Origin of the sequence: Butyrivibrio sp. LC3010 (assembly GCF_000424385.1) — a bacterium.
Classification (GTDB): Bacteria; Bacillota; Clostridia; order Lachnospirales; family Lachnospiraceae; genus Butyrivibrio.
The window spans coordinates 13,268-26,988 of sequence record NZ_AUJU01000011.1 but is presented as its reverse complement, the minus strand read 5'-3'; the positions used below and the strand labels follow the sequence as shown (position 1 = coordinate 26,988).

The following is a 13,721-nucleotide window of genomic DNA, read 5'->3' as shown; positions in this document are numbered from 1 at the left end:
AAATTATGTTTGACCGAATCATGGGTAAATACCTTCTGGACAGTGGAAGGCTTACAAAAGCGCAGTTGTCTATGGTTTATCAGGTCCAGGAATCAAAACGTGCAAAGCTTGGTGTTATAGCGGTTACAGAGATGCTGATGACTGTTGCACAGGCAGAAGAGATAAATGCGCTACAGGCGACTATGGATAAAAGGTTTGGGGATCTGGCAATCGAGCGCGGATACCTTTCTGAAATTCAAGTGGGATACTTGCTTTCTCTCCAGGGGAATGAATTCCAGACCTTCACGTCAGCGTTAGTAGAAAAGAAAATGATGACTTTGGAAGAAGTCGACTCTACTCTTAAGAAATATCAGCTTGAAAAGGGACTTAATGATAATCAGATGGCGGCACTGAAAAGTGGTGACATAGATTTGATCGTTCCGATTTTTACGGGAACTGATGATCCTGAATATAATGCTCTTTTCAAATATGGTATAAAAAATGTTTACAGGCTGGTTGATACGCATCTGGTAATAGACAATGTGTACACGGTTCATAATATCAAGGAAGAGTGCATAGCTTATCAGTGCTTTGATGGTGAGGTCAAGGCAACGATAGCTCTTGTAGGGAAAAATGGTGACCTTCAGAAACTTGCCAAGAGTTATACGAAGGAAGAATTCATTGAGACTGAAGAAGATGCGCTTGATGCGATGTGTGAACTTATAAACTGTATAAATGGTCTATATGCTACCGACAGAAGCAGGAAAGGTAAGAAAATTGAGCTTGATCCGCCGTATTTTATTACGAAGTTTGGTGAGATTTCAGGTGAAGATATTCGTGTGATGCCTATTTACAGCTGCGATGCCGAGGCATGGCTTGTTGTTTCTGTTAACAGTAATACCACTGTGAAATAAGGAGATGGAGCTATGGCAAACATTCTTATTGTTGATGATTCAAGAACATCCAGAAGAGTACTCAAGGACATGCTGGAGAGACATGGTCATACTATTGTGGATGAAGCAACTAACGGTCAGGAGGCATTTGACGATTACGGTAAGTACAATCCTGACATAGTCACTATGGACATAACTATGCCTGTTATGGACGGCATTCAGGGATTAAAGCTGATACACAAGACTTATCCGAAGGCCAAGGTTATTATGATCACAGCTGCCGGACAAAATGAGAAAGTAAAAGAAGCTATAGAAAATGGGGCGGAAGAATTTGTTACAAAACCTCTTGATGAGGATACTGTAATATCCGCCATAGAAAAAGTAATGCAGAAGTAAATTAGAAACGAGGAATTATGTATAATGATATAAAGATAGGTCCGGTTACATTACATATGTACGGCCTGATGATCGCTATCGGGTTTCTTGCAGCGCTCATGATTGTACTAAAGAGAGGGAAGAAGAAGGGCTTATCTGAGGATACTATCTACGGTATTTTCTATTGTGCGATTATCGGAGGACTGCTTGGATGCAGGATACTGTTTTATATAGTAGAATTTCCGAATATATTGAAAGATCCATCTATTTTATGGGATTTTGCTAATGGGTATGTGGTATACGGAGGAATAATCGGAGGTATACTTACAAGCTATATATATGTTAAAAGAAAACATGAGGATTTTCTTAAGTACTTTGATGTTGTAATGCCTGCTGTTGCAATAGCTCAGGGATTTGGTCGTCTGGGGTGCTTATTTGCAGGATGCTGTTACGGTGCTGAAACAACAAGTCCGTTTCATATTGTTTTTTTACATTCGGATTTTGCACCAAACGGAGTACCGCTTATTCCGACACAGCCTATGTCATCTGTAGGAGACTTCCTGATAGGAGCGATTTTGATCTGGTTTTCACATAAGACAGAGGTGAAGGGAAGAACTGCGGCAATGTATCTTGTATTGTACGGAATTGGAAGATTTGCTATTGAGTTCCTCCGTGCTGATTACAGAGGAAATATCGGAATATTCTCTACATCACAGATTATTTCTATGTTTATGGTTGTTATAGGAGCAGGTTTGTTTGCTTTGGCTCCGAAGCTTGAAATGAGATTTTGATAAAAAATGTGGGCATCATTTATTGATGCCCACAAATGCTATAACGAGCCATTGAAGTTAACCTTATGTGGCTGCTGGTGAATTTAGTGAAAAAAATGTGCAGAATACTTGCGGATAAATTAAATCCAGCCACCATCAATTGTGATTATCTGCCCGGTAAGATATGAAGGAGATTCTGCGAGGCTTACAGCAAAGCTGGCTACTTCCTCGGGAGAACCTATTCTGTCTGCAGGAATTTCAGATGCAAGATCATCTAATTCTTCATCTGAGAGATGTGATCTGTTCATTTCGGTATCAATTACGCCGCAGGATATGGCATTTACCTGAATATTACTGGGAGCAAGCTCCTTTGCCAAAGCTTTTGTAAAGGAATTAACACCGCCCTTGGAAGCGGAATAGGCTACTTCACATGAAGCACCAACGTTGCCCCAGACAGAAGAAATATTTATGATTTTTCCGTGACCGTTTCTTATCATGTCAGGAACGGCATTTTTACAAACATAAAATACAGAATCAAGGTTGGTGCCCATGAGACGATGCCACTCATCCGATGACATGTCCGTGATCAGACCATACCAGGCGATACCTGCGTTGTTTATTACGATATCAGGCATCTTTTTAGAGAGGCTTCGTATGATGTCAAAAAGAGAAAGTACGCTGTTTTCATCGGAAACATCACATGCGAATGCATGAGAAGACACTCCGTATTTTGTTTTGAGATATTCTGAAAAGGCTGATAAAGAATCGTAACTGCTCCTGCAGCATAAATAAAGGTCATAGCCTTTACTTGCAAAAGCTTCGCTTATTGCTTTGCCGATTCCTCTTGATGCGCCTGTTATCAGAACTGTACCTGCATATGAATTCATAGTTTACTCCGTCTGTTATTAACAAATAATCATCTATTTATAATCTTATTATAAAAGGTATTTACAAATCAGAAAATAGGGAGTATTATTTGAGTGTAATAAAGATTGCATACAATTTAATTATAAACAAATTAACATTAACTAAAGTAGTGTAAAACAAATTATGGAAAATTGAGAACCGTCCTAAGGAATCAATGACATCAGGAATTCACCCATGAATGGGATACTCCTCATGTCATCTTACCAAAAGCGACACCCTTAGGACCAAACCAGGAGGTAAAAATATGAGAGATCTTGTGATCATAGGTTCAGGCCCTGCAGGGCTTTCAGCAGCAGTTTATGCAAAAAGAGCAGGTTTGGATACACTTGTAGTCGAGAAGGATCCCGTTAGCGGTGGTCAGATTCTGATTACATATGAAGTAGATAACTATCTTGGATTACCCGGTATTAACGGATTCGATATGGGTATGAAGTTCCGCGAGCATGCTGATAAGCTTGGCGCTGAATTTGCAGAAGGATGCGTTTCTTCTATATTAATAGAAAAAGAAGGAAACGAAAAAGAGACACCTGTATTCAAAGTAGTCACAGATCAGGGCGAATACGAAACTAAGACTGTACTTCTTGCTACAGGAGCTTCTCACAACAAGCTTGGTATCAAGGGCGAAGAGGAGTTTACAGGACGCGGTGTTTCTTATTGTGCAACCTGTGACGGCGCATTCTTTAAGGACAAGGTTGCTGTTGTAAACGGTGGCGGTGATGTTGCTGTCGAGGATGCTATTTTCCTTGCAAGAGGCTGCAAAAAGGTTTACCTCGTTCATAGAAGAAATGAGCTCAGAGCTGCAAAAATCCTTCAGGAAGAATTATTATCACTTCCAAATGTTGAAGTTATCTGGGACAGCGTAGTAGAAGAAGTTAAGGGCGATAGCAAAGTTAAAGCCATAACAGTTAAGAATGTTAAGAGCGGTGAAACAAAAGATGTTGAAACCGATGCACTTTTTGTTGCCATTGGTATTCATCCCCTTACAGAGAGCTTCACAGATCTTGCACAGATGGATGAGACAGGATATATCATTGCTGATGAGAGCGGAAAGACTTCAACTCCCGGCGTATTTGTTGCAGGTGATTCAAGAAAGAAGCGCCTCAGACAGATTGTAACAGCTGTAGCAGATGGAGCAAATGCTGTTACTTCAGTTCAGGATTTTCTTGTTGGTAAAAACTGATAAAGGATATTGACTGACCTGGTATCGTTTCAAGAAATTGATACATATATGTTTTTATAAACGAAATATAAAATTAACCAAATAATGTGTTTTTGAAATAAAATAAATACTAGATGTAGAAAAGAGCCGGAAGCCGCATGGTTACTGGCTCTTTTGCAATTTTTAAAATGACTTAATATATCATTCAATTGCAAAAATGGCTTGTTTAAGCCTTCCAATTTTATGCGAAAATGTTTAAGAATAGTTGACAAATTGTATGGTTCAGAGTATATTGTTAAAAGATGTAACAAATTCGTAACAAATGATTTGGAGGTCCGTTTTGCAAAAAACTACGATACAGCTGTTGGCTATGGGGGTTGCAGCTGCAGTAACAGTTGGAGGAACAGGTATTAGTGTTAATGCATCTGCATCTAAGGTGACAAGTGTTTTACCTTCAGCAGGCATCAGTTATGCACTGACAGGGGATTCAGTATCACTTTCAAATCTTGCAGATGATAATGGTACTGAGGTTGCTGAGAATGAGATAGAGGATTCTGCAGTAACTATTACAGAGACGACACCTCTTGCTTCAACATTGCAGGAGAACATTCTTAATGATATTCAGAAGGCTACAGGAGCTATGATTCCTGCAGAGGAGCCCGGAACAGGAGAGCCTGAGGATGGAACTGCAGAAGAGCCTGCAGAAGACTCCGAGGAAGAACTTACTGCAGAGCAGCAGGAGGAAGAGAGATTCAGATCTCTCGTAATTGCCCAGGTTAACGATTATGTCAATGTTCGTGATAACCCGAACGAGGAAGAGGGCGAGATCATCGGTAAGCTTTATGATGATTCCGTAGGAACTTTCATCGAGGAGACTGATGGATGGTATAAGATCAAGTCAGGATCTGTTGAAGGATATGTAAAAGGTGAGTACTGTGTAACAGGTGAGGATGCAGTTGAACTTGCCAAGGAGGTAGGCAAGCGTATCGCTACAGTTACTACCACAACACTTAAGGTTAGAAGTGGCCCCAGCACAGATGATGAAGTGCTTGGACTTGTACCGATTGAGGATGAACTTGTCGTAACCGAAGAGCTTGAAGGCTGGGTTAAGGTCAGCATTGAAGAAGGTGACGGTTATGTATCCAGAGATTATGTAGAACTTTCTACAGAGTTCGTAGAAGCTGAGTCTAAGGCAGAAGAGGAAGCCCGTCTTAAGAAGGAAGAAGAGGCTCGTCTTGCAGCTCTTGCTCAGGCAAAGAAGGGAACCAAGAAGTCTTCAGACAGTAGTTCTTCCAAGAGCTACAATTCAGCAGCAAGCTATACTACACAGGCAAGTTCTATCGGATCTGCAGTTGCATCATATGCACAGCAGTTCGTTGGTAATCCTTATGTATATGGCGGATCAAGCCTTACAAACGGAACAGACTGTTCAGGCTTTGTAATGAGCGTATATGCTAACTTTGGTGTTAGCCTCCCTCATTCAAGTGGTGCTGACAGAAGCGTTGGTGCAGCAGTAGATGGACTTGCAAATGCTCAGCCCGGTGACATCGTATGTTATTCCGGTCACGTAGGAATCTACATCGGTGGTGGACAGATTGTACATGCATCCTCAGCTAAGACAGGTATCAAGATTTCTGATGCTGGTTACAGACAGGTGCTTTCAGTTAGAAGAATATTCTAATTCATTACAAATAAGTTAATAAAATTAAAGCCAGATGAGTTGATCATCTGGCTTTTTTAATACTAAAAATAAAGCGATTAAATTTTAAAAGAGTAATAAATCTAAATGATCGATTTACTCGGGCTCGATAAGACCGTATGTGTTGCCTTTTCTCTTGTAAACAACATTAGGCTGATCGGTCTCTGCATTGATGAATACAAAGAAGTTATGTCCAAGAAGTTCCATCTGAATAGCAGCATCCTCGACATACATGGGCTTAAGATCGAATTTCTTAACCCTTTCGATTTTGATCTCTTCATCATCATAATCTTCATTGTCGATATATTCTTTTTTGAAGTTGCTGATTTCAGTCTGGTGCTTGTTGACCAGTTTACTCTTGTATTTTTTGAGTTGACGTTCAATGATCTCTTCCACAAGATCAATAGAAACGTACATGTCGCTGCTGACCTGTTCAGATCTGATTATTCTGCCTTTAACAGGTATTGTCACCTCAATCTTGTGACGGTCCTTGTCAGCGGTTAATGTTACGTTGACATTAGTTTCAGGGGTGAAGTACTTTTCGAGTTTTCCGATCTTTTCCTCCACAGCCGATCTAAGTCCGGGTGTTACATCGATGTTCTTGCCAATAATTGTGAATTTCATGCAATCATCCCCTTTGCAGTTAATATTTTTCGATTCCTGAATTCCTTTATGAAAACCGGAAATCATACTGGACCGGTCCTTGCAGAGCAAGGCGCATGGCCTGCAGAACACAGGATTCCTCAGCACTCTTTTATATTGAGTTCAGGAGATCCTGGCTTATTCGGAGAGCACTCTGAAATGAAAGTCATTAATTGAGTTTTGCTCCAAATATTCAGTTAAATTATATCATTTATCTATAACATTAAGCAATTTAATAAAAGCCAGTTTAGAAATCTTTTATTTTTTCTTAATTTTGTGAAAGTCATACAAAAAATATGTTTGTATTTTGAATGTGGAATAATGGTTGTTATTGTGGATAAATGTGGATAATGTGGATAATTTCGTGTATAACTCATAAAATGGGCATTTCGATTTTTGGAATTGTGGATAACTTTTTAAGATTTTATAAAATAAAAATAAAATTTGCGTATTGACTTTTGCTTTTATGTGCAAAACTTACATCTTTAAAAAAAATTTATAAAAAAAGGGTATATTGCTATGCTTTTTCTTGCATAGAAATTTATACGCATGCTATAATATACTCGTTGTGACAAAAAAATAACAAACAACAAAAAATATAATAAAATCGGACAAAAGTCCCGAAACGGAGGTATCATCTATGGCACAGAAGGTAGTATTAGCAGGTGCTTGCAGAACTGCGATCGGTAAGATGGGCGGTGCTCTTTCAAACACACCGGCAGCAGATCTTGGTTCAATTGTTATTAAGGAAGCTCTTAACAGAGCAGGAGTTAAACCGGAGCAGGTTGACGAGGTTCTTATGGGCTGTGTTATCCAGGCAGGCCTTGGACAGAATGTTGCCCGTCAGGCTTCTATCAAAGCAGGCCTTCCTGTAGAAGTACCGGCTGTTACCATCAACGTTGTATGTGGATCAGGTCTTAACTGTGTAAACATGGCAGCTGAGAAGATTTTATCAGGTAATGCTGATATCGTTGTAGCAGGTGGTATGGAGAACATGTCAATGGCTCCTTTCGCACTTGATAAGGCTCGTTTCGGTTATCGTATGAATAATGGCGTATTAAAGGATTGTATGGTAAACGATGCACTTTGGGATGCATTCAATGACTACCACATGATTCAGACAGCTGACAATGTTGCAGCACAGTGGAATCTTACTCGTGAAGAGCTTGATGAGTTCGCACTTAATTCTCAGCAGAAGACAGAGGCAGCTCAGAAGGCTGGCAAGTTTAAGGATGAGATCGTTCCTGTAGAAGTTAAGGTTAAGAAGGATACAGTTGTATTCGACACAGATGAAGGTCCTCGTCCGGGTTCTACTATTGAAGGTCTTGCTAAGCTTCGTCCTATTAACAAGGATGGTGTTACAACAGCAGGTAACGCTTCAGGTATCAATGATGGTGCAGCAGCTATCGTTGTTATGAGCGAAGAAAAGGCTAAGGAACTTGGCATTAAGCCTATGGCTACATGGGTAGCAGGTGCTCTTGGCGGTGTTGATCCTTCAATCATGGGTGTTGGCCCTGTTGCAGCTACAAAGAAGGTTCTTGATCGTACAGGTCTTACTATCGATGATATCGATATCTACGAGGCTAACGAAGCATTCGCAGCTCAGTCAGTAGCAGTTGGAAAGGATCTTCACTTTGATCTTTCAAAACTTAATGTAAACGGTGGTGCTATCGCACTTGGTCACCCTGTTGGAGCATCAGGATGCCGTATTCTTGTTACTCTTCTTCATGAGATGCAGAGATCTGACAAGAAGCGTGGTCTTGCAACTCTTTGCATTGGCGGCGGTATGGGATGCGCTACAATCGTTGAGAGAGACTAAAACAAAATAAAAGGGAAACGGATTATTCCGTTTCCTTATTTATCTGTTCTACTTGATAAAAATAACCCGGTATGAAATAGAAGGTATTTAGGTCTGATTAAGTTTGGACTGATATACCTTAATTATTGAAATAAAATAAGGAGGCAAAGAAAATGGGATTTGTAAATGTTGAAGTTAAGGACAAAATTGCTGTTCTTACAATCAACCGTCCTGAAGCACTCAATGCACTCAACAGCCAGGTACTTGATGACCTTAACGCTGCTCTTGACAGCATTGATGTGAACACAGTAAGAGCTCTTGTTCTTACCGGTGCAGGAGAAAAGTCATTTGTTGCAGGTGCTGACATCGGAGAGATGAGCACACTTACAAAAACAGAAGGCGAGGCTTTTGGTAAGAAGGGAAATGATGTATTCAGAAAGCTTGAGACATTCCCTATTCCTACAATTGCTGCAGTAAACGGATTCGCTCTTGGCGGCGGCTGCGAGATCTCTATGAGCTGTGATATCCGTATCTGTTCAGATAATGCTATGTTTGGTCAGCCTGAGGTTGGTCTTGGAATTACTCCCGGATTCGGCGGCACACAGAGACTTGCTCGTCTTATTGGTGCAGGCATGGCTAAGCAGCTTATATATACAGCACGTAATATCAAGGCTGATGAGGCTTACAGAATTGGTCTTGTAAACGCAGTTTACACACAGGAAGAACTTCTTCCTGCAGCTGAGAAGATGGCTAATACTATCGCTGCAAATGCACCTATCGCTGTACGTGCATGCAAGAAGGCTATAAATGAAGGTCTTCAGCTTGATATTGACAAGGCAATCGAACTTGAAGAGAAGATTTTTGGTGATTGCTTCGAGACAGAAGACCAGCGTGAAGGTATGGCTAACTTCCTTCGCAAAAAGGATGACCCGAAGAAGGTTAAGGTTGTAGACTTCCAGAATAAATAAGATTTACGCTTTAGACAGCATCTAACTAAAAAATTGCATTAGTCCCTGATCTTCACGGAATGGGTGTATAAGCCCATATTTCCGGAGGATGAGGATTAAGAATAGGAGGAATTTAAATGAAGGTAGCAGTTATTGGCGCAGGCACAATGGGTGCAGGCATCGCTCAGACATTTGCACAGGCAGACACAGTAGATAAGGTATATCTTTGTGACATTAAGACAGAGTTCGCTGAGGGCGGCTTTGCTAAGATTAAGAAGAGCATTGACAAGCAGGTTTCCAAGGGCAAGATCGATCAGGCTAAGGCTGATGCAATCATCGGCAAGATCCAGATAGGTCTTAATGACATCTGCACAGATGCTGATCTCGTTGTAGAGGCAGCTCTTGAAGTTATGGATATCAAGAAGAACCTCTTCAAAGAACTTGAAGAGAACATCGTTAAGAATCCTGATTGCATTTTTGCATCAAACACATCATCTCTTTCAATCACAGAGATCGGTGCAGGACTTCCGAAGCCCGTTATCGGTATGCACTTCTTCAATCCCGCTCCTGTTATGAAGCTGGTTGAGGTTATCCAGGGTGCAAACACACCTGAAGAAGACGTTGAGAAGATCAAGAAGATCTCTGAGGATCTTGGTAAGACTCCCGTTCAGGTTAATGAGGCAGCTGGTTTCGTAGTAAACCGTATCCTTGTTCCTATGATCAACGAAGGTATCTTCGTATACTCTGAAGGCGTAGCAGATATCCAGGGTGTTGATACAGCTATGAAGCTTGGCTGCAATCATCCTATGGGACCCCTTGAACTTGGTGATTACATTGGTCTTGATATCGTACTTGCTATCATGGATGTTCTTTACAAAGAGACAGGTGATTCCAAGTATCGTGCTTGCCCTCTTCTTCGTAAGATGGTTCGTGGTAAGAAGCTCGGTGTTAAGACAGGTATCGGCTTCTATGACTATTCAGATGGCGGCAAGGTTCCTACAGACCGTAAATAATTAAATATAAAAAAATAACGTAAGCTCTTGAAATCTCATGGTGCATTGATTTCAGAGATAGATTTTCATTAGAATAGTGACATTTTTTCAGTGCGTACATAGTGTGCACGATGAGAAAATGGAGCAGGTATATCGGAAATATAGCCTGAAATCAGTGTACCAATGAGATTGAGAGAGATTACATACAATTTTAGGAGGATTTTTTCATGGATTTTCAGTTAGATCAGCAACATGAAATGGCTAGAGCTCTTTTCAAAGAGTTCGCAGAAAAAGAAGTAAAGCCACACGCTATTGATGTGGATGAGACAGAGGTTTTCCCTACAGAGACTGTTAAGAAGATGCAGAAATACGGTTTCATGGGTATTCCGATTCCGAAGGAATACGGCGGACAGGGATGCGATCCTCTTACATATGCTATGTGCGTAGAGGAGCTTGCAAAGGTTTGCGGTACAACAGCAGTTATCGTATCAGCACACACATCACTTTGCTGTGATCCTATCATGACTTATGGTACAGAAGAGCAGAAGCAGAAGTATCTTGTTCCCCTTGCAAAGGGTGAGAAGCTCGGTGCTTTCGGTCTTACAGAGCCCATGGCTGGTACAGACGCTCAGGGCGTTCAGACAAAGGCAGTTCTTACAGAGGATGGTAAAGAGTGGATCCTTAACGGTTCAAAGTGCTTTATCACAAACGGTAAGGAAGCTGATATCTACATCATTATCGCTTACACAGATATTGTTGAAGATAAGAGAGGCAGAAAACAGAAGAAGTTCTCTGCATTTATCGTAGAAAAGGATACACCCGGATTTACATTCGGTACTAAGGAAAACAAGATGGGTATTCGTGGTTCATCAACATACGAGCTCATTTTCCAGGATTGCCACATTCCTGCTGAGAACCTTCTTGGCGCTAGAGGAAAGGGCTTCCCGATCGCTATGCACACACTTGATGGTGGACGTATCGGTATCGCTGCTCAGGCTCTTGGTATTGCTGAGGGTGCTCTTGACAGAACAGTTGAGTATGTTAAGGAGAGAAAGCAGTTCGGTCGTTCAATCGGTCAGTTCCAGAATACACAGTTCCAGCTTGCTAACATGGCTACTCAGTGTGAGGCAGCTAAGATGCTTGTTTACGCTGCTGCAGATGCAAAGAAGAACAAGGATCGTTACTCTGTAGAAGCTGCTAAGGCTAAGCTTTTCGCTGCTGAAGTTGCTATGGATGTTACCACAAAGGCTGTACAGCTTCACGGTGGTTATGGATATATCAGAGAGTACGAAGTAGAGAGAATGATGCGTGACGCTAAGATCACAGAGATCTACGAGGGTACATCTGAAGTTCAGAGAATGGTTATTTCAGGCGCATTACTTAGCTGATCATAATCACTTAGTGGCTGTGAGAACCTGACGAAGTATTTTTGAGTCTGGTTCGAACGGGTTACACCGAATGCAGTGAGGTGTAACTTCCTTATGAAAAATAATTGAAGGAGAATACAAATGAAAGTTGTAGTTTGCATAAAGCAGGTGCCCGATACAAAGGGCGGGGTAAAATTTAAACCCGATGGAACACTTGACAGAGGAGCAATGCTTGCAATCATGAACCCTGATGACAAAGCAGGTCTTGAGGCAGCTCTTCGTCTTAAGGATGAATATGGTGCAGAAGTTACAGTTGTAACTATGGGTCTTCCCAAGGCTGAGGCAGTTCTTCGTGAGGCTATGGCTATGGGTGCTGACAAGGCAGTTCTTGTTACAGACCGCGTACTTGGTGGTGCTGACACATGGGCAACATCTTCAACAATCGCAGGTGCACTTAGAAACCTTGAATATGATCTCGTTATCACAGGCCGTCAGGCTATCGATGGTGATACAGCTCAGGTTGGTCCTCAGATTTCTGAGCACCTTGGACTTCCTGTAATCTCTTACGCTGAAGAGATTAAGGTTGATGAGAAGGCTGGCACAGTTGTTGTTAAGCGTCAGTTCGAGGATCGTTATCACATGGTAGAGGCTAAGATGCCTTGCCTTATCACAGCTCTTGCAGAGCTTGGCGAGCCCAGATATATGACTCCCGGCGGAATTTTCGATGCATTCGAAAAGGAAGTTACAGTATGGGGCAGAGCAGATCTTAAGGATGTTGAGGATTCAAACCTTGGTCTTAAGGGATCACCTACCCAGATCGCAAAAGCTTCAGATAAGGTTAAGAAGGGTGCTGGCGAGAAGATCGTTGCAGATTCAGCTGATGAAGCAGTTGATTATCTGTTCGGTAAACTTGAAGAGAAGCACATCATTTGATAACCTGTGAGCCGCGCAGAAATTTTTAGATAGACACAATTCATATGTTTGCATATAGAATTTTGAATAGATAAAAATTTATATGTGGCGATCAGCCACAACGAGGAAATGCGTAGCATTTTCGATTCTGCGCGTTCCAAGATATGAATTATAATAGTTAAAGGAGAACAAAACATGTCTTTAGAAGAATATAAGGGTGTATTTATATTTGCTCAGCAGGTAGACAATGAGCTTTCAAGCATCGCATTGGAGCTTCTGGGCAAAGCAAAAGATCTTGCAAAGGATCTTGATGAGAAAAAAGTAACAGCAGTACTTCTTGGTGATAAGGTAGGCAACCTTGTTGATACTCTTGCTGAGTATGGTGCTGACAGAGTAATCGTAGTTGATGATCCTGAACTTAAGGATTATCGTACAGAGCCTTATACACATGCACTTGCATCTGTAATAAATGAGTACAAGCCTGAAATCCTTTTGGTTGGTGCTACAGCAATCGGCCGTGACCTTGGCCCTCGTGTATCATCACGTGTTCACACAGGTCTTACAGCTGACTGTACACAGCTTGATATAGGTGATTTCCCGCTTAACGTTGTAGAAGGACAGGAGCAGAAGCACCAGCAGCTTCTTATGACTCGTCCTGCATTCGGTGGTAACACAATCGCTACTATCGCTTGCCCTGATTTCCGTCCTCAGATGGCAACAGTTCGTCCCGGCGTTATGCAGAAGATTGCTCCTGTTAAGGGCGCTAAGGCTGAGGTTGTTGAGTACAATCCCGGATTCGAAGAGAATGCTTGCTATACAAAGATTCTTGAGATCGTTAAGGCTGTTTCAGAAGTTGAAGATATCCAGGAAGCTAAGATCCTTGTATCTGGCGGACGTGGTGTTGGAAGCCCTGAGAACTTCGCAATCCTTGAGGATCTTGCAAAGGTTCTTCACGGAACAGTATCATGCTCTCGTGCAGTTGTAGATTCAGGCTGGAAGCCGAAGGATCTCCAGGTAGGTCAGACAGGTAAGACTGTTCGTCCTAAGGTTTATTTTGCAATCGGTATCAGCGGTGCTATCCAGCACGTTGCAGGTATGGAAGAATCAGATCTCATCATTGCTATCAATAAGGATGAGAACGCTCCTATCTTTGACGTAGCAGATTACGGTGTAGTAGGCGATCTTAACAAGATCGTTCCTGCTCTTACAAAGAAGCTTGAAGCAGCACTTGCTGAAAAATAATATAACCTGACAATAAGGT

Annotated in this window: 13 protein-coding genes; 11 read left to right on the top strand and 2 right to left on the bottom strand. The window is 41.5% G+C overall.

Annotated elements, in window-relative coordinates; translation table 11 throughout:
- Positions 1-5: 5 nt before the first annotated feature.
- From G622_RS0109595 to lgt, 3 genes are read left to right on the top strand one after another with little or no spacing between them, the layout of a single operon-like run.
- Complete coding sequence (locus G622_RS0109595; protein WP_026510539.1) at positions 6-893, top strand: chemotaxis protein CheX; 888 nt, start codon at positions 6-8, stop codon at positions 891-893.
- A gap of 12 nt (positions 894-905) precedes the next feature.
- A complete protein-coding gene (locus tag G622_RS0109590; RefSeq protein ID WP_026510538.1) occupies positions 906-1,268 on the top strand; it encodes a response regulator in 363 nt (120 codons plus the stop codon).
- Between the two features lie 17 nt (positions 1,269-1,285).
- Positions 1,286-2,038, top strand: coding sequence for a prolipoprotein diacylglyceryl transferase (gene lgt, locus G622_RS0109585; RefSeq protein WP_026510537.1), 753 nt, complete (start codon positions 1,286-1,288; stop codon positions 2,036-2,038).
- A 119-nt stretch (positions 2,039-2,157) separates the two neighbouring features.
- Here lgt and ymfI read toward each other — a convergent pair whose 3' ends face one another.
- The gene (gene ymfI, locus G622_RS0109580) at positions 2,158-2,904 is read right to left on the bottom strand and encodes an elongation factor P 5-aminopentanone reductase (RefSeq protein WP_026510536.1); all 747 of its coding nucleotides are present in this window, start codon (positions 2,902-2,904) and stop codon (positions 2,158-2,160) included.
- Between the two features lie 284 nt (positions 2,905-3,188).
- Here ymfI and trxB point away from each other — a divergent pair, with 284 nt between their 5' ends.
- On the top strand, positions 3,189-4,124 hold the full coding sequence (trxB, locus tag G622_RS0109575; RefSeq protein ID WP_026510535.1) for a thioredoxin-disulfide reductase: 936 nt from the start codon (positions 3,189-3,191) through the stop codon (positions 4,122-4,124).
- Positions 4,125-4,443: 319 nt separating this feature from the next.
- Positions 4,444-5,784: a C40 family peptidase gene (locus G622_RS0109570; RefSeq protein ID WP_026510534.1), complete on the top strand. Its 1,341-nt coding sequence runs from the start codon at positions 4,444-4,446 to the stop codon at positions 5,782-5,784.
- A 114-nt stretch (positions 5,785-5,898) separates the two neighbouring features.
- On the opposite strand, the gene hpf is transcribed toward G622_RS0109570, so the two are convergent.
- The gene (gene hpf, locus G622_RS0109565; protein WP_026510533.1) at positions 5,899-6,426 is read right to left on the bottom strand and encodes a ribosome hibernation-promoting factor, HPF/YfiA family; all 528 of its coding nucleotides are present in this window, start codon (positions 6,424-6,426) and stop codon (positions 5,899-5,901) included.
- A gap of 658 nt (positions 6,427-7,084) precedes the next feature.
- Between hpf and G622_RS0109555 the strand changes: the two genes are divergently transcribed.
- From G622_RS0109555 to G622_RS0109530, 6 genes are all read left to right on the top strand, one after another.
- Complete coding sequence (locus G622_RS0109555; protein ID WP_026510532.1) at positions 7,085-8,263, top strand: acetyl-CoA C-acetyltransferase; 1,179 nt, start codon at positions 7,085-7,087, stop codon at positions 8,261-8,263.
- A gap of 152 nt (positions 8,264-8,415) precedes the next feature.
- Positions 8,416-9,210 (top strand): enoyl-CoA hydratase-related protein, encoded by a 795-nt coding sequence (locus G622_RS0109550; protein WP_026510531.1) that lies wholly within the window; start codon positions 8,416-8,418, stop codon positions 9,208-9,210.
- Between the two features lie 116 nt (positions 9,211-9,326).
- Positions 9,327-10,202 (top strand): 3-hydroxyacyl-CoA dehydrogenase family protein, encoded by an 876-nt coding sequence (locus G622_RS0109545; protein WP_026510530.1) that lies wholly within the window; start codon positions 9,327-9,329, stop codon positions 10,200-10,202.
- 206 nt (positions 10,203-10,408) lie between these two features.
- On the top strand, positions 10,409-11,569 hold the full coding sequence (locus G622_RS0109540; RefSeq protein WP_026510529.1) for an acyl-CoA dehydrogenase: 1,161 nt from the start codon (positions 10,409-10,411) through the stop codon (positions 11,567-11,569).
- Between the two features lie 120 nt (positions 11,570-11,689).
- Positions 11,690-12,481 (top strand): electron transfer flavoprotein subunit beta/FixA family protein, encoded by a 792-nt coding sequence (locus G622_RS0109535; RefSeq protein ID WP_026510528.1) that lies wholly within the window; start codon positions 11,690-11,692, stop codon positions 12,479-12,481.
- Between the two features lie 174 nt (positions 12,482-12,655).
- A complete protein-coding gene (locus G622_RS0109530; protein WP_026510527.1) occupies positions 12,656-13,702 on the top strand; it encodes an electron transfer flavoprotein subunit alpha/FixB family protein in 1,047 nt (348 codons plus the stop codon).
- The last annotated feature ends 19 nt before the right edge of the window (positions 13,703-13,721 follow it).